Source organism: Shinella zoogloeoides (genome assembly GCF_020883495.1).
Classification (GTDB): domain Bacteria; phylum Pseudomonadota; class Alphaproteobacteria; order Rhizobiales; family Rhizobiaceae; genus Shinella; species Shinella zoogloeoides.
Window position 1 is genome coordinate 2,175,335 of sequence record NZ_CP086610.1, and the last position, 15,499, is coordinate 2,190,833.

The window sequence follows — 15,499 nt, forward strand, 5'->3', positions numbered from 1 at the left end:
GGAATGGTGCGCTCCCTCGACCGCCTCATCCGCCCGAAATCCATCGCCGTCTTCGGCGGCAAGGAAGCCCGGCGGGTCATCTACCAATGCGACAAGATGGGCTTTTCCGGCGATATCTGGCCGGTGCATCCGCGCGAGGACGAAATCCTCGGCCGCAAATGCTACCGCTCGGTCGCCGACCTTCCCGGCGCGCCGGACGCCTCCTTCGTCGGCGTCAACCGTGAACTGACCATCGGCATCATCCGCGACCTTGCCGCGCGCGGCGCGGGCGGGGCCGTCTGCTACGCCTCCGGCTTCCGCGAGGCCGTCAGCGAGCTTGCCGATGGCGACGACCTGCAGAGGGCGCTGGTGGAGGCCGCCGGCGACATGCCGATCCTCGGCCCCAATTGCTACGGCTTCATCAACATGCTGGACGGCGCGCTGCTCTGGCCCGACCAGCACGGCATGCTGCGCATCGAGAAGGGCGTCGCCGTCCTCACGCAGTCCTCCAACATCGCCTGCAACGTCTCGATGCAGCAGCGCGGCCTGCCGCTCGCCTATATCCTGACGGCCGGCAACCAGGCGCAGACCGGCCTTGCCGATCTCGCCTGCGCCGTGCTGGAAGACCCGCGCGTCACCGCCGTCGGCCTGCATATCGAGGGCTTCGACAGCCTCGCCTCACTGGAACGCCTCGGCCTTCGCGCCCGCGAGTTGAAGAAGCCGGTCGTCACGCTGAAGGTCGGCAAGTCGGAGCAGGCGCAGCTTGCCACCGTCTCGCACACCGCCTCGCTCGCCGGCAACGACGCCGTCTCCTCGGCGCTGCTTTCCCGCCTCGGCATCGGCCGCGTCGAGACCCTGCCGGAGCTGCTCGAAACCCTGAAGCTGCTGCATGTCGCCGGCCCCCTGCCGAACCACGACATCTCCTCCATGTCCTGTTCGGGCGGCGAGGCCTCGCTGATGGCCGATGCCGGGGTGAAGCGGAAGATCGTCTACCGCGACCTGAAGCCGGAACAGCGCCAGCCGCTGCGCGAAACGCTCGGCCAGATGGTGACGATCTCCAACCCGCTCGACTACCACACCTTCGTCTGGGGCAACCGCGAGAAGCAGACCGCCGCCTTCACCACCATGCTGCAGGGTGGCTACGGCCTCAACCTCGTCGTGCTCGACTTCCCCCGCCTCGACCGCTGCGACGCGGCAGACTGGATCACCACCTGCGAGGCCCTGATCGACGCCGCGCGGGCAACGGGAGAAAATGCCGGCATCGTCGCCAGCATGGGCGAGAACCTGCCGGAAGAAACCGCCGAAATGCTGGTGCGAAACGGCGTCGTGCCCTTCTACGGCATCGAGGAGGCTTTGGCTGCGGCAGATGCGGCCGCCGGCATCGGCGAGGCATGGTCGAAGCCGCTTTCCGCCCCGCTGCTGAAAGCCGCGACCAGCGACGGCGAAGCGATCACGCTCACCGAGCACGAGGCCAAGCAGGCGCTCGCCGCCCATGGCCTGCCCGTTCCCAAGGGCCTCACCGCCGCAACGGCGGAGGCCGCCGCGGACGCCGCCGAAACGCTCGGCTTCCCCGTCGTGCTCAAGGGCCTCGGCGTGGCGCACAAGACGGAAGCCGGCGCGGTGAAGCTCAACCTTGCCGGCCGCGAGGCCGTGCTTGACGCGGCGAAAGCCATGGCCGGCGTCGCCTCCGGCTTCCTCGTGGAAAAGATGGTGGGCAAACCGGTCGCCGAACTCATCGTCGGCGCGATGCGCGATCCCGTCGCCGGTCCGGTGCTGACCATCGGCGCGGGCGGCATCCTCGTCGAACTGCTTGAGGATTCGGCGATCCTGACCCTGCCGACCGACGAGGCCACGATCCGCGAAGCCATCTCCGGCCTCAAGATCGCCAAGCTGCTCGCCGGCTATCGCGGCGCGGCGAAGGGCGATATCGACGCCCTCGTCGCCGCCGTCGCATCGGCGGCATCCTATGTCGTTTCAAACGCTTCAATAATCGAAGAACTGGACGTTAATCCCATAATGGTGCTCCCCGCCGGTGACGGTGTCGTGGCGGCCGACGCACTGATCCGTCTGAGGAAACAATCATGACCGGACCGATACGCCAGCGCCGCGAAGGCGGCATCCTCGAAGTCACGATCGATCGCCCCAAGGCGAACGCCATCGACCTTGCGACCAGCCGCATCATGGGCGAGGTCTTCCGGGACTTCCGCGACGACGACACGTTGCGTGTCGCCATCATCACCGGCGCGGGGGAGAAATTCTTCTGTCCGGGATGGGACCTGAAGGCGGCAGCCGCCGGCGATGCCGTGGACGGCGATTATGGCGTCGGCGGCTTCGGCGGCATGCAGGAACTGCGCGACCTCAACAAGCCGATCATCGCCGCCATCAACGGCATCTGCTGCGGCGGCGGCTTCGAGATCGCGCTGTCCACCGACCTCATCCTCGCCGCCGAGCACGCGACCTTCGCCCTGCCGGAAATCCGCTCCGGCACGGTGGCGGACGCCGCCTCGATCAAGCTGCCGAAGCGCATCCCCTATCACATCGCCATGGACATGCTGCTCACCGGCCGCTGGCTGGACGTTCAGGAGGCGCACCGCTGGGGCTTCGTCAACGAGATCCTGCCGGCCGATAAGCTGATGGACCGCGCCTGGGAGCTGGCGCGCCTGCTCGAAAGCGGCCCGCCGCTCGTCTACGCCGCCATCAAGGAAGTGGTGCGCGCCGCCGAGGGCGACACCTTCCAGGGCACCATGAACAGGATCACCAAGCGGCAGTTCCGCACGGTGGATATTCTCTATTCCAGCGAGGACCAGCTCGAAGGCGCGCGCGCCTTCGCGGAGAAGCGCGATCCCGTCTGGAAGGGGAAATGATACGGCATTGCCGGGGCGGAACGGGAAGGAGAATGCGTCGGCAGCGGCATAAAAACCGGTCGTAAGGTTGCCTTAGGGGCGAAAAACAGAAATTCTGCCAATCATAACGACAAAAGCCCAGAACGGGTCAGCGAAAGGGAACAGGGGAATGACTGATTACACCAAGTACCTCACCAGCCAGGTCACGCTCGGCAAGATGAACCGCCGTGAATTCATGGGCCGCGCCGCCGCCTTCGGCATCACGCTCGCCGCCGCCGGCACCATGTTCGACACCGCCGCGAAGGCGCAGGAGCCCAAGCGCGGCGGCAACCTGAAGCTCGGCCTCGAAGGCGCGGCCGCCACGGACTCCAGGGACCCCGCCAAGGCGCTCTCGCAGTTCATGTTCGTCGCCAACCGCAACTGGGGCGACATGCTGGTGGAATCCGAGCCGCTGACCGGCCAGCCCGTCCCGGCGCTTGCCGAATCCTGGGAACCCTCAGCCGACGCCTCGACCTGGACCTTCAACATCCGCAAGGGCGTGAAATTCCACGACGGCAAGGAACTGACCATCGACGACGTCATCAAGACCCTGCAGCGCCATACCGACGAGAAGTCGGAATCCGGCGCGCTCGGCGTCATGAAGTCGATCAAGGAGATCAAGGCCGACGGCGACAAGCTCGTGCTGGTGCTGACCGAAGGCAACGCCGACATGCCGCTGCTTCTCAGCGACTACCACCTCGTCATCCAGCCGAATGGCGGCCTCGACGATCCGAATGCGCAGATCGGCACCGGCCCCTACAAGGTGACGAGCTTCGAGGCCGGCGTGCGCGCCACCTTCGAGCGCAACAAGGACGACTGGCGCCAGGACCGCGGCTTCGTCGACACGATCGAGATGATCGCGATGAACGATGCGACCGCCCGCATCGCCGCCCTCTCCTCCGGCCAGGTTCACTACATCAACCGCGTCGATCCGAAGACGGTCGACCTGCTCAAGCGCGCGCCGAACGTGGAAATCCTCTCCACCTCCGGCCGTGGCCATTACGTGTTCATCATGCATTGCGACACGGCGCCCTTCGACAACAACGACCTGCGCATGGCGCTGAAATACGCCATGGACCGCGAGTCGATGCTGGAGAAGGTGCTCAACGGCTACGGCAAGATCGGCAACGACTTCCCGATCAACGAGACCTATGCGCTCTACCCGGAAGGCATCGAGCAGCGCGCCTACGACCCGGACAAGGCCGCCTTCCACTACAAGAAGTCGGGCCATAGCGGCTCGGTGCTGCTGCGCACCTCCGACGTCGCCTTCCCGGGCGCGGTCGACGCCGCCGTTCTCTACCAGGAGAGCGCCAAGAAGGCCGGCATCGAGATCGAGGTGAAGCGCGAGCCGGGCGACGGCTACTGGTCGAACGTCTGGAACGTGCAGCCCTTCTCCACCTCCTACTGGGGCGGCCGCCCGACGCAGGACCAGATGTATTCCACCGCCTATCTCTCGACGGCGGACTGGAACGACACCCGCTTCAAGCGTGAGGACTTCGACAAGCTGCTGCTCCAGGCCCGCTCGGAACTGGACGAAGCCAAGCGCAAGGACATGTACCGCACCATGGCCATGATGGTGCGCGACGAAGGCGGCCTGATCCTGCCGATGTTCAACGATTTCGTGAACGCCGCCTCCAAGAACGTGAAGGGCTATGTCCACGACATCGGCAACGACATGTCGAACGGCTTTGTCGCAACCCGCGTCTGGCTCGACGCCTGATGACCGGCAACGGACCGGCGCACGGTCCGGAGCTGACAGCGACGACGGCTGCGGGCGAAGCCCCGCAGCCGGCCGGAGTTGCCGGGTCGGTTGCGTCCACTGGAACCCCAGCCGTGGAGGGCACGCCCTCCGCCTGGGCTAGACTCAGCAAGAGCAGCCCGCTCGCTGCGCTCATCCTGCAACGCCTCGCGCTCAGCGTGGCCTTGCTCTTCGCCGTGTCGCTGATGATCTTCGGCGGCGTGGAAGCCCTGCCCGGCGACTTCGCGACGACCTATCTCGGCCAGTCCGCAACGCCGCAGGCCGTGGAGAACATCCGCAAGGACCTCGGCCTCGACCAGCCCGCCACCACCCGCTACTTCAAGTGGCTCGGCGGGGCGGTGAAGGGCGACTTCGGCAATTCCTGGGCCTCGAAGAACTCCGTCAGCGAGCAGATCGGCAAACGCCTCGGCAATTCGCTGTTCCTCGCCTTCTTCGCGGCCATCATATCGGTGCCGCTCGCCATCGGCCTCGGCATGCTGGCGGTGCAGTATCGCAACCGACTGCCGGACAAGATCATCAATGTCGTGTCTCTGGCGGCCATCTCCCTGCCGGAGTTCTTCGTCGGTTACCTGCTGATCCTGTTCTTCGCCGTGAAAATGGGCATCGCGACCTTCCCTGCGACGGTCTACGACTCCATGACAATCGGCCAGCGGCTGTCGGCCATCGCGCTGCCGACCGCAACCCTCGTCCTCGTCGTGCTCGCCCATATGATGCGCATGACGCGGGCCGCGATCCTCAACGTCATGTCGTCCGCCTATGTCGAGACGGCAGAGTTGAAGGGCCTTTCGGGCCTGCGCATCATCGCAAAGCACGCCGCGCCGAACGCGGTGGCCCCGGTCATCAACGTCATCGCGCTGAACCTTGCCTATCTCGTGGTCGGCGTCGTCGTCGTGGAGGTAGTCTTCGTCTATCCCGGCATGGGCCAGTACATGGTCGACGCCGTGACGGTGCGCGACATGCCGGTGGTGCAGGCCTGCGGCCTGATCTTCGCCGCCTTCTACATCTTCCTCAACATGTTCGCCGACATCCTCGCGATCGTCGCGAACCCCAGATTGAGGCACCCGCGATGAGACTTTCCACCATTCCCGTCAGCGCATGGATCGGCATTCTGGGCATCGCCCTAGCCCTCTTCTGCGCCCTCTTCGCCCCCTTCATCGCGCCGCATGGCGAAAGCGAGATCGTCGGCTCCGTCTGGCAGCCGATGGGCGGCGATTTCCTGCTCGGCACGGACAATCTCGGCCGCGACCTCTTCTCGCGGCTGATCTTCGGCGCCCGCACCACGGTCTTCGTGGCGCTGGCGGCGACCGTGCTCTCCTTCTCGCTCGGCATGCTGCTGTCCTTCACGGCGGCGGTGACGGGCGGGTTCATCGACCAGATCTTCTCGCGCTTCAACGACCTGATGATGGCGATCCCGACGCTGATCTTCGCCCTCGTCGTGCTGGCCGTGCTGCCGCAGCAGCTCTGGATCCTCATCCTCGTGATGGCGGTGCTCGACTCCACGCGCGTCTACCGCATCGGCCGGGCCGTCGCGCTCGACGTCGCGGTCATGGAATTCGTGGAGGCCGCGCGGCTGCGCGGCGAAGGCACAGGCTGGATCATCTTCCGGGAAATCCTGCCCAACACGCTCTCGCCGCTGCTCGCCGAATTCGGCCTGCGCTTCGCCTTCTCGATCCTGTTCCTCTCCACCCTCTCCTTCCTCGGCCTCGGCATCCAGCCGCCGGCCGCCGACTGGGGCGGCATGGTGAAGGACAACAAGGACGGCATCATCTTCGGCATTTCGGCCGCCCTCATTCCGGGCGGGGCGATCGCGGGGCTGGCCATCTGCGTCAATCTCGTCGTCGACTGGCTGATGAAACGCACCTCGAGCCTGAAGGGGGGACGCGGCGATGCCTGATCTTCTTTCCGTCCGCAATCTCAAGATCGAGGCGACGAGCTACCCGCCCGGCGAGCCGCCGAAAACCGTGACGCTCGTCGAGGGCGTAAACTTCGACGTGCAGAAGGGCAAGGTACTCGGTCTCATCGGCGAATCCGGCGCCGGCAAATCCACCATCGGCCTCACCGCGCTCGCCTATGGACGCGGCGGGGTGCGCATCACCGGCGGCGAGGTGAAGCTGAACGGCGAGGACCTGCTGAAGCTTTCGCCTGCCGGCATCCGCAAGGTGCGCGGCTGCAAGGTCTGCTACGTCGCCCAGTCTGCGGCCGCCGCCTTCAACCCCGCGCACCGGCTTGGCGAACAGGTAATCGAAGCCTCGCTGAAACACGGCGTCATGAGCCGTGCGGAAGCGGAAAAGCGTGCGCTCTACCTCTTCAGGGTGCTCGGCCTGCCCAACCCGGAAACCTTCGGCCAGCGCTATCCGCACCAGGTCTCCGGCGGCCAGCTCCAGCGCGCCATGACCGCCATGGCGCTCTGCCCCAATCCCGAGCTGATCATCTTCGACGAGCCGACCACCGCGCTCGACGTGACGACGCAGATCGACGTGCTCGCCGCCATCAAGCACGCCATCGAGGAAACCCACACGGCCGCGCTCTACATCACCCATGACCTCGCCGTCGTGGCGCAGATCACGGACGATATCCTCGTGCTCCGCCACGGCAAGATGGTGGAATACGGCTCGGTGAAGCAGATCATCGAGGAACCGACGCAGGACTATACCCGCGCCCTCGTCAATGTGCGTGGCGCCGGCCGAGACGAAGCAGTCGACCAGACGGACACGCTCCTGAAGGTGGAGAACGTCACCGCCGGCTATTCCAACGGCTTCAAGGTGTTGCAGAACGTATCTCTGCATCTGCCGAAGGGCCAGACGCTGGCGGTGGTGGGCGAATCTGGCTCGGGCAAATCCACCCTCGCCCGCGTCATCACCGGCCTTCTGCCGCCGCAGGAGGGCACGATCAGCTTCGACGGCAAGCCCTTGCCGCGAGCGCTGAAGGGCCGGTCGAACGACGAGCTTCGCCGCGTCCAGATGATCTACCAGATGGCTGACACCGCGATGAACCCGCGCCAGACGGTGCGCGACATCATCGGCCGCCCCCTCACCTTCTATTATGGCCTGCGCGGCCGGGAGAAGACGGAGCGGGTCAAGGAGCTGCTGGACCAGATCGAGATGGGCGGCCGCTTCGCCGACCGTTACCCGGCCGAGCTTTCCGGCGGCCAGAAGCAGCGCGTCGCCATCGCAAGGGCGCTCGCGGCAAAACCCGAACTCATCCTCTGCGACGAGCCGACCTCCGCGCTCGACCCGCTGGTGGCCGAGGGCATCCTGAAGCTTCTCCTGAAGCTGCAGGAGGAAACGCATGTCTCCTACATGTTCATTACCCACGACATCGCCATCGTCCGCGCGATCGCCGACAGCGTGGCCGTGATGCACCGGGGACGCCTCGTGCGCTTCGGGCCGAAATCGAAGGTGCTCACGCCGCCCTTCGACGACTATACGGACCTCTTGCTGAAATCCGTTCCCGAAATGGAGATCGGCTGGCTGGAACGGGTGCTCAAGACGCGGCGCATGGAGAGCGCCGGGAATTAATGGAAGCGGGCGGCCTCGGCCGCCCGCGAGACTGCTGACAAACCCGAAAACCTCTCCTTCGTCATGCTCGGGCCTGTCCCGAGCATCTGCAACGCTTCTATTCTTCAATACGTTCGCAGATCCTCGGCACAAGGCCGAGGATGACGCCAGTGGGTGGGGAGAGGTCGGCTTGCCTCTCATCCGGCGGCTTGCCCCTCATCCGGCCTGCCGGCCACCTTCTCCCCGCAGGCGGGGAGAAGGAATATGCCGCACCGGTTTCCTCATTCCTCAACGCCGCATGGGGCACGTCCCCTCTCCCCGCTTGCGGGGAGAGGGTTAGGGTGAGGGGCAAAGCCTCACGCGCAAAGGCCCACAAGAGGCCGCACGCCCCCCCCCTCAATTCTGCCTGCAGGTCACATCCCCGAGCCGGCTGGCCGATTCCCCCTCGACACTCACCGTCTCCTCGCCGCGCGCCGTGCAATTGCCCTTCTCGCCGACGCCGCTGCGGAACTTCACCATGGGCTGGCCCTCGATCATCACGCTCGGCACGATCTCGTAAAGCTCCGGCGGGCAGTTCACCACGTCGGAAAGGCGTAGCGCCGGCGCGCCGCCGATGAAGACGCTCTTGGAGCCGGACATGGCGCAGGAGGGGATCGGCGCGGGTGCACCCTCGGCGCGGGAGAGCGACGGCGTGGCCGCCGCAAGACCGAGAGCCAGAACGACGACTGAAAACGGCTGGAATTTCATCATGCTTCTCCCTTGTCGCGCGCCGTGCGGGACAGCGCCCGCAGCGTTTCGAGCGCCCGTTCGGCGTCCCGCTCAGGCACGAATATATGGTCGTGATGGAAGCCGGCAACCACATTGGCGCTGATGCCCGCCTTGGTCAAAGCCGTGGCGAAGGCCGCCGTCAGCCCCACCGCCTCCAGCGAGGAATGCACGGTGAGCGTGATCATGCGCATCGGCCCGCTGGCGGAAAGCCCTTCCGCAGCCTCGGCCGGCAGGATCAGCGTCACGCCCTCCTCCTCCCGGAAGAGGCCGATGGGGCCGCGCGCAAGATACGCCGCGATCTGAGAGGCCGGCACGCTCGCATAGACGAAACGGCCCGCCACCAGCGCCGGCTCCATTGTCGCCAGCAGTTCATCGAGATCGGTGACGCCGCTCATGGATTGGCCATCCGGCGCACGGCGTCGCAGAGCGCCGCAAAGCCTGCCTTCGCTCCCTCGCTCATGAAGCGGGCGCGCAACCAAGCATGGATCATCTGCTTTTCCTCGCGATATTCCACCGGCACGCCGGCCAGCACCAGCCGCGCCGCATAGGCCCGGGCATCGTCGCGCAGCGGATCGAAAAAGGCGCCGCTGATGAAGGCCGGCGGCAGGCCGGCGAGATTTTCCGCACGCAGCGGAAAGGCATGGACCGCCGCCTCGGGCGCCTTGTAGACTTCACGATAATAGGCGACGTCGGCGGTCGAAAGGCCAAGGGCCTCGGCCATCTCCACATAGGAACCGGACACGAGATCGCCGCCGAGGCCGGGATAGACCAGCGCCTGCCCCGTAATCCCCTTCAGCCCCTCGTCGCGCGCCTTCAGCGCAAGACCGGCCGCAAGGTTGCCGCCGGCGCTGTCGCCGATCACCACGATCGGGTGGCTTTCCAGCAGAAGCTCCACCAGCACCGCCCAGCAATCGTCGAAAGCGGCGGGCCAGACATGCTCCGGCGAAAGCCGATAATCGACCGAAACGAGTTCCGCCCCGGCCGCTTCGGAAATCTCGGCGCAGATGGCGTCGTGGCTCTCCAGCGAGCCGACGACGAAGCCGCCGCCGTGGATATAGAAGAGCCGCGTTTCGCTCGTCACCCGCGCCGGGCGATAGCGGCGCACGGGAATACGCCCCGCCACCAGCCCGTCCCGCTTGACCATGCCGGCTGGCGGGGGCGCATCGAAGGCAGCGCAGAGCGCATCGTACCAGGCGCGCTGCTGCACGATATCGGCATCAACGGCGTCGGCGGGATAGAAGTCCTCGCAGCGCTTGTGAAAGGCAAGAATGCCCGGCTCGGTCGGCATGGGGCGTTCGGTCATGGCGGCTCCTTGTCGTTCAGGGCATCATAGCAGGAGGGCGCGGGGCGGGTTTGCGGCCTTACGTCTTTTCCCGGTCTTTTTCCGCGGCTTGCCTCCCCGCCGCCCGTCCTATTAAGTGCCGCCATGGCTTTCACCTTCCGGCAATTGCAATATTTCGTCGCCGTCGCGGAACAAGGCTCCGTGACGCGGGCGGCGCAGAACCTGTCGATCTCGCAATCCTCGATCACCGAGGCGATCAAGGAACTCGAATCCGATCTCGGCGTCGAGCTTTTCGAGCGCCATCCGCGCGGGCTGACGACGACGCATAACGGCCATCAGTTCCTGCGCCACGCGACCAAAATCCTCGCCAATGTCTCGGACGCCCGCAGCTCCTTCTCCGACAACCGCGCGCCGGAAAAGGGCCAGCTCAATCTCGGCGTTACCTCGCTGGTCGCCGGCTACGTGCTGTCGGACCTGCTTTCGCGTTACCGCCGCGCCTTTCCCGGCATCGATGTCAGCGCCATCGAGGACAACGGCTCCTATCTGGAGCACCTGCTCGTCGGCGGGGAGTTGGATGTCGCGGTCATGGTCATCTCCAACCTGCGCGACCGCATGGCGCTGCAGGCGGAGATCATCGAAACCTCGCCCTACCGGCTGTGGCTTCCCATCGGGCATCCGCTCGTCTCGGCCGACATCATCTCCGTCAGCGATATCGCCAAGGAGCCGCTGATCATGCTGACGGTGGACGAAATCGAGGAGAACACCGGCAAGCTGCTGAGCGCCCTTGGCGCACGGCCGCATGTCGCCTTCCGCACCCGTTCCGTGGAAGCGGTGCGCAGCCTCGTGGCGACGGGCGCGGGCATCGCGCTCCTGCCCGACCTCGTCTACCGCCCCTGGTCGCTGGAAGGCGACCGCATCGAAAGCCGCGACGTCTCCGGCGCGCTGCCGGTGGTGCAGATTGGCATGGTCTGGCGAAAAGGCTCCGGCCTGCCGCAGGCCGCGCGCGATTTCGTGGGGCTGGCGGAAGCGCTCAGAAGCGGCCGGGGACGGTAGTTTCCAGGCATTTGCGGATGCGAAACCGCCCGGTATGTTTGCGGGGAGTACTTTAGCTTTCGGAATTTCCGATAGCGACATTCTGATTAATGAATTTGCGAAAGCGGCGAAATCGCGGCACCTTTCCTTTCGGGAACAATACCGCTCAAAGCGGATCAAACCGGGAGACTGTCATGAAGCGACTTCTGCATTCCTGCACCGCGCTTACCCTTTCGCTCGCCTTCGCCACCGCCGCCATCGCCCAGGAGCCGCTGAAGGAACTCGGCCCCGGTGAGGGCGAGGTCTCCATCGTCGCCTGGGCCGGCTATATCGAGCGCGGCGAGACGGACAAGGCCTATGACTGGGTCACCGATTTCGAAAAGAAGACGAGCTGCAAGGTGACGGTGAAGACCGCCGCGACCTCGGACGAAATGGTCGCGCTGATGAACGAAGGCGGCTTCGACCTCGTCACCGCCTCGGGCGATGCCTCGCTCCGCCTCGTCGCCGGCAAGCGCGTGCAGCCGATCAACACCGACCTCATCCCGAGCTGGAAGACCATCGACGAGCGCCTGCAGAGCGCGCCCTGGCATACGGTGAACGGCGTTCACTACGGCACGCCCTATCTCTGGGGCCCCAATATCCTGATGTACAACACGGAAGCCTTCAAGGGTGAGGCGCCGAAGAGCTGGAAGGTCGTCTTCGAGGAGATGACGCTGCCGGACGGCAAGTCCAACAAGGGCCGCGTGCAGGCCTATGACGGCCCGATCCACATCGCGGACGCCGCCCAGTACCTGATGGCGCACAAGCCGGAACTCGGCATCAAGAACCCCTACGAACTCAACGAAGACCAGTACAAGGCCGCGCTCGACCTCCTGCGCGTCCAGCGCACGCTCGTCGGCCGCTACTGGCACGACGCCATGATCCAGATCGACGACTTCAAGAACGAAGGCGTCGTCGCCTCCGGCTCCTGGCCGTTCCAGGTCAACCTGATGCAGGCGGAAAAGCAGCCGATCGCCTCGACCTTCCCGGAAGAGGGCGTGACGGGCTGGTCGGACACGACCATGCTGCATGCCGAAAGCCAGCATCCGAACTGCGCCTATATGTGGATGGAGCACTCGCTATCCGCCAAGGTACAGGGTGACGCAGCCGCCTGGTTCGGCGCGGTTCCCTCCGTCCCGGCCGCCTGCAAGGGCAACGCGCTCCTGACCGACGAAGGCTGCAAGACCAACGGCTACGAGAATTTCGACAAGATCGCCTTCTGGCGCACGCCGACGAGCAAGTGCGAAAGCCAGGGCGAGTGCGTGCCGTATCACCGCTGGGTCTCCGATTATATCGGCGTCATCGGCGGGCGCTGAGAACAGCCCCTCACCCTAGCCCTCTCCCCGTGAACGGGGAGAGGGAACGTGCCCCACGACAAGTTTCGCTTCGACGGCAGAAGGCCGCAGCGGAAAACGCTTCTTTGTGCCTCCTTCTCCCCGCCTGCGGGGAGAAGGTGCCGGCAGGCGGATGAGGGGCGGAACACAACACACCGGGAGCCCCCATGACCGCCGTCCTGTTCCAGCAAGTATCCCGCCACTTCGGGGCCGTGCGCGCCGTCGACAGCGTGGATCTCGCCATCGCCGAGGGCGAGTTCTTCGCCATGCTCGGCCCGTCCGGCTCCGGCAAGACGACCTGCCTGCGCCTCATGGCCGGCTTCGAGCAGCCGACCTCCGGCCATATCGAGATCTTCGGCGAGACGGCCGAGGGCGTGCCGCCCTACCGGCGCGCCGTCAACACGGTGTTCCAGGACTACGCCCTCTTCCCGCATCTCTCGATCCTCGAAAACGTCGCCTATGGCCTGATGGTCAAGGGCGTCGGCAAGGCGGAGCGCCTGAAGGCTGCGGAAGAGGCACTGGCCATGGTGAAGCTGCCTGGCTACGGCACGCGCCGCCCCGGCCAGCTCTCCGGCGGCCAGCGCCAGCGCGTGGCGCTCGCCCGCGCCCTCGTCAACCGCCCCCGCGTTCTCCTCCTCGACGAACCGCTCGGCGCGCTCGACCTCAAGCTGCGCGAGCAGATGCAGGAAGAGCTGAAATCGCTGCAAAAGTCCCTCGGCATCACCTTCGTCTTCGTCACGCACGACCAGGGCGAGGCGCTGTCGATGGCCGACCGCATCGCCGTCTTCAGCGACGGCAAGATCCAGCAGCTCGGCACGCCGGAAGAGGTCTACAAGCGGCCGAAGACGCGCTTCGTGGCCGATTTCGTCGGCTCCTCCAACGTGCTGCCGCCGGATTTCGTGGATGGTCTCGGCTATGGCAGGCACTATGCCAGCCTGCGCCCCGAGGATATCGCACTCGGCGAAGCGCCCGGCCGCAAGCAATTCTCCGGCCGCGTGACGGCCGCAAGCTTCCTCGGTGCGGCAAACCGCGTGACGGTGGAGGCGAACGGCGCGCGCGTCGCCGCCATGCTGCCGGCCTCCATAACCGTTCCCGCCGAGGGCGAGACCGTCACCCTCTCCTTCCTGCCGCAAGACCTGCACACCATGGACGGCGCCCAATGAGCACCGTCACCGACACCTCCATCCTCGCGCGCCGCCAAGGCGTCTTCGGACGGCTTTCGGATTTCTTCTGGCGCAATCCGGGCATCATGCTGCTGCTCATGCTGACGCCGCCACTGCTCTGGCTCGGCGTCATCTATCTCGGCTCGCTCTTCGCCCTGCTCCTGCAGAGCTTCTTCTCGATCGACGACTTTTCCGGGCTGATCAACTACGAGTTCACGCTCGCCACCTACCGCCAGCTCCTCATCCCGTCGAACTTCGACATCATCCTGCGCACCGTCGTCATGGCATTGCTGGTGACGCTCGCCTCGGCGGCCATCGCCTTTCCCATCGCCTATTACGCGGCGCGCTACGCCAAGGGAAAATGGAAGGTCATCTTCTATCTCGGCGTCATGCTGCCGCTCTGGTCGAGCTACCTCGTCAAAATCTATGCCTGGAAGCTGATCCTCGCCAAGGAAGGCATCCTCACCTGGTTCTTCGCCAAGCTGCACCTCCTGTGGCTGCTCGATGCATGGCTTGCTTTGCCGGTCGTCGGCGGCTCCTCGCTCTCCATCAGCTACACCGGCACCTTCATCGTCTTCATCTATGTCTGGATGCCCTTCATGATCCTGCCAATCCAGGCCTCGCTGGAGCGCGTCCCGGGCAATCTGATCGAGGCATCCGCCGACCTTGGCGGCAATCCCGGCCAGACCTTCCGCTACGTGCTGTTCCCACTCGCCCTGCCCGGCATCATCGCCGGCTCCATCTTCACCTTCTCGCTGACGCTGGGCGACTACATAATTCCGCAGATCATCGGCTCGTCGCGGCTGTTCATCGGCCAGGCGGTCTATGCCCAGCAGGGCACGGCCGGCAACATCCCGCTCGCCGCCGCCTTCTCCGTCGTGCCGATCGTCATCATGGGCCTCTATCTCTGGATGGCCAAGCGACAGGGAGCCTTCGATGCGCTCTGACAAGAACACTTCCGCCCCGCTCGGCCTGAAGATCGCCGCAGGCGCCGGCCTTGCCTTCCTGCACCTGCCGATCCTGCTCATCTTCCTCTACGCCTTCACCACGGAGGAGAAGAGCTACCAGTTCCCGCCGCCGGGCTATACGCTGCAATGGTTCGCCGTTGCCTGGAACCGGCCGGACGTCTGGGAGGCGATGGGGCTTTCCGTCCGTGTCGCGTCGATCTCGACGGCTATCGCCCTCGTGCTCGGCACGCTCTGCGCCGCCGCCGTCAGCCGCACGAAGTTCTTCGGCCGCGAGACGATCTCGCTGCTGGTGATCCTGCCCATCGCGCTGCCCGGCATCATCACCGGCATCGCGCTGCGCTCGGCCTTCTCCTTCGCGGAAATCCCGTTCTCCTTCTGGACCATCGTGCTCGGCCATGCGACCTTCTGCGTCGTGGTCGTCTACAACAATGCCGTCGCCCGCTTCCGTCGCATCTCCGGCTCGCTGATCGAAGCCTCGATGGACCTCGGCGCCGACAGCTTCCAGACATTCCGCTACGTGATCCTGCCGAATATCGGAACCGCGCTGCTTGCCGGCGGCATGCTCGCCTTCGCGCTGTCTTTCGACGAGGTGATCGTGACTACCTTCACCGCCGGCCAGCAATCGACCCTGCCGATCTGGATGCTGGAAGAACTCGTGCGCCCCCGCCAGCGGCCGGTGACCAATGTCGTCGCCATGGTCGTCGTGCTCGTCACCTTCCTGCCGATCCTCGGCGCCTACTACCTCACCCGCGACGGCGACCAGGTCGCCGGCAGCGGCAAATAACCTGACACAAGG

The 15,499-nt window shown here is 65.6% G+C and carries 14 protein-coding genes; 11 read left to right on the forward strand and 3 right to left on the reverse strand.

What is annotated here, in order from left to right; genetic code table 11:
- Positions 1 to 3: 3 nt before the first annotated feature.
- The 6 genes from K8M09_RS10840 (at position 4) to K8M09_RS10865 (ending at position 8,138) form a co-directional block, all read left to right on the forward strand.
- On the forward strand, positions 4 to 2,064 hold the full coding sequence (locus K8M09_RS10840; protein ID WP_160786092.1) for an acetate--CoA ligase family protein: 2,061 nt from the start codon (positions 4 to 6) through the stop codon (positions 2,062 to 2,064).
- Positions 2,061 to 2,843 (forward strand): carnitinyl-CoA dehydratase, encoded by a 783-nt coding sequence (locus K8M09_RS10845; protein ID WP_160786093.1) that lies wholly within the window; start codon positions 2,061 to 2,063, stop codon positions 2,841 to 2,843. Before K8M09_RS10840 ends, K8M09_RS10845 begins: the two co-directional genes overlap by 4 nt.
- Before the next feature lie 148 nt (positions 2,844 to 2,991).
- Positions 2,992 to 4,581 (forward strand): ABC transporter substrate-binding protein, encoded by a 1,590-nt coding sequence (locus tag K8M09_RS10850; protein WP_160786094.1) that lies wholly within the window; start codon positions 2,992 to 2,994, stop codon positions 4,579 to 4,581.
- On the forward strand, positions 4,581 to 5,690 hold the full coding sequence (locus tag K8M09_RS10855) for an ABC transporter permease (protein WP_380734776.1): 1,110 nt from the start codon (positions 4,581 to 4,583) through the stop codon (positions 5,688 to 5,690). Before K8M09_RS10850 ends, K8M09_RS10855 begins: the two co-directional genes overlap by 1 nt.
- Positions 5,687 to 6,514 carry an ABC transporter permease gene (locus K8M09_RS10860; RefSeq protein WP_160786095.1) on the forward strand — a complete coding sequence of 276 codons (828 nt, stop codon included), beginning with the start codon at positions 5,687 to 5,689 and terminating at the stop codon, positions 6,512 to 6,514. Before K8M09_RS10855 ends, K8M09_RS10860 begins: the two co-directional genes overlap by 4 nt.
- Positions 6,507 to 8,138: an ABC transporter ATP-binding protein gene (locus K8M09_RS10865; RefSeq protein ID WP_160786096.1), complete on the forward strand. Its 1,632-nt coding sequence runs from the start codon at positions 6,507 to 6,509 to the stop codon at positions 8,136 to 8,138. The genes K8M09_RS10860 and K8M09_RS10865 overlap by 8 nt, the downstream gene beginning before the upstream one ends.
- A gap of 375 nt (positions 8,139 to 8,513) precedes the next feature.
- On the opposite strand, the gene K8M09_RS10870 is transcribed toward K8M09_RS10865, so the two are convergent.
- The 3 genes from K8M09_RS10870 to K8M09_RS10880 are packed head-to-tail and all read right to left on the reverse strand — an operon-like array spanning position 8,514 to position 10,188.
- Positions 8,514 to 8,867, reverse strand: a complete 354-nt coding sequence (locus tag K8M09_RS10870; RefSeq protein WP_160787854.1) for a PAAR domain-containing protein — start codon at positions 8,865 to 8,867, stop codon at positions 8,514 to 8,516.
- Positions 8,864 to 9,280, reverse strand: coding sequence for an ACT domain-containing protein (locus K8M09_RS10875; RefSeq protein ID WP_160787855.1), 417 nt, complete (start codon positions 9,278 to 9,280; stop codon positions 8,864 to 8,866). The genes K8M09_RS10870 and K8M09_RS10875 overlap by 4 nt, the downstream gene beginning before the upstream one ends.
- Positions 9,277 to 10,188, reverse strand: coding sequence for an alpha/beta hydrolase (locus tag K8M09_RS10880; RefSeq protein ID WP_229341821.1), 912 nt, complete (start codon positions 10,186 to 10,188; stop codon positions 9,277 to 9,279). Before K8M09_RS10880 ends, K8M09_RS10875 begins: the two co-directional genes overlap by 4 nt.
- Before the next feature lie 123 nt (positions 10,189 to 10,311).
- Here K8M09_RS10880 and K8M09_RS10885 point away from each other — a divergent pair, with 123 nt between their 5' ends.
- From K8M09_RS10885 to K8M09_RS10905, 5 genes are all read left to right on the forward strand, one after another.
- A complete protein-coding gene (locus K8M09_RS10885) occupies positions 10,312 to 11,220 on the forward strand; it encodes a LysR family transcriptional regulator (protein WP_160787856.1) in 909 nt (302 codons plus the stop codon).
- Between the two features lie 173 nt (positions 11,221 to 11,393).
- Complete coding sequence (locus tag K8M09_RS10890; RefSeq protein WP_160787857.1) at positions 11,394 to 12,554, forward strand: ABC transporter substrate-binding protein; 1,161 nt, start codon at positions 11,394 to 11,396, stop codon at positions 12,552 to 12,554.
- A gap of 185 nt (positions 12,555 to 12,739) precedes the next feature.
- A complete protein-coding gene (locus K8M09_RS10895) occupies positions 12,740 to 13,735 on the forward strand; it encodes an ABC transporter ATP-binding protein (RefSeq protein WP_160787858.1) in 996 nt (331 codons plus the stop codon).
- Positions 13,732 to 14,682 carry an ABC transporter permease gene (locus K8M09_RS10900; protein WP_160787859.1) on the forward strand — a complete coding sequence of 317 codons (951 nt, stop codon included), beginning with the start codon at positions 13,732 to 13,734 and terminating at the stop codon, positions 14,680 to 14,682. The genes K8M09_RS10895 and K8M09_RS10900 overlap by 4 nt, the downstream gene beginning before the upstream one ends.
- Positions 14,672 to 15,487 carry an ABC transporter permease gene (locus tag K8M09_RS10905; protein WP_160787860.1) on the forward strand — a complete coding sequence of 272 codons (816 nt, stop codon included), beginning with the start codon at positions 14,672 to 14,674 and terminating at the stop codon, positions 15,485 to 15,487. The genes K8M09_RS10900 and K8M09_RS10905 overlap by 11 nt, the downstream gene beginning before the upstream one ends.
- The last annotated feature ends 12 nt before the right edge of the window (positions 15,488 to 15,499 follow it).

Bases quoted from the DNA above. Each gene is read 5' to 3' on its own strand.
- K8M09_RS10840 (WP_160786092.1), top strand. From the start codon at position 4: ATGGTGCGCTCCCTCGACCGCCTCATCCGCCCGAAATCCATCGCCGTC.
- K8M09_RS10845 (WP_160786093.1), top strand. From the start codon at position 2,061: ATGACCGGACCGATACGCCAGCGCCGCGAAGGCGGCATCCTCGAAGTC.
- K8M09_RS10850 (WP_160786094.1), top strand. From the start codon at position 2,992: ATGACTGATTACACCAAGTACCTCACCAGCCAGGTCACGCTCGGCAAG.
- K8M09_RS10855 (WP_380734776.1), top strand. From the start codon at position 4,581: ATGACCGGCAACGGACCGGCGCACGGTCCGGAGCTGACAGCGACGACG.
- K8M09_RS10860 (WP_160786095.1), top strand. From the start codon at position 5,687: ATGAGACTTTCCACCATTCCCGTCAGCGCATGGATCGGCATTCTGGGC.
- K8M09_RS10865 (WP_160786096.1), top strand. From the start codon at position 6,507: ATGCCTGATCTTCTTTCCGTCCGCAATCTCAAGATCGAGGCGACGAGC.
- K8M09_RS10870 (WP_160787854.1), bottom strand. From the start codon at position 8,867: ATGATGAAATTCCAGCCGTTTTCAGTCGTCGTTCTGGCTCTCGGTCTT.
- K8M09_RS10875 (WP_160787855.1), bottom strand. From the start codon at position 9,280: ATGAGCGGCGTCACCGATCTCGATGAACTGCTGGCGACAATGGAGCCG.
- K8M09_RS10880 (WP_229341821.1), bottom strand. From the start codon at position 10,188: ATGACCGAACGCCCCATGCCGACCGAGCCGGGCATTCTTGCCTTTCAC.
- K8M09_RS10885 (WP_160787856.1), top strand. From the start codon at position 10,312: ATGGCTTTCACCTTCCGGCAATTGCAATATTTCGTCGCCGTCGCGGAA.
- K8M09_RS10890 (WP_160787857.1), top strand. From the start codon at position 11,394: ATGAAGCGACTTCTGCATTCCTGCACCGCGCTTACCCTTTCGCTCGCC.
- K8M09_RS10895 (WP_160787858.1), top strand. From the start codon at position 12,740: ATGACCGCCGTCCTGTTCCAGCAAGTATCCCGCCACTTCGGGGCCGTG.
- K8M09_RS10900 (WP_160787859.1), top strand. From the start codon at position 13,732: ATGAGCACCGTCACCGACACCTCCATCCTCGCGCGCCGCCAAGGCGTC.
- K8M09_RS10905 (WP_160787860.1), top strand. From the start codon at position 14,672: ATGCGCTCTGACAAGAACACTTCCGCCCCGCTCGGCCTGAAGATCGCC.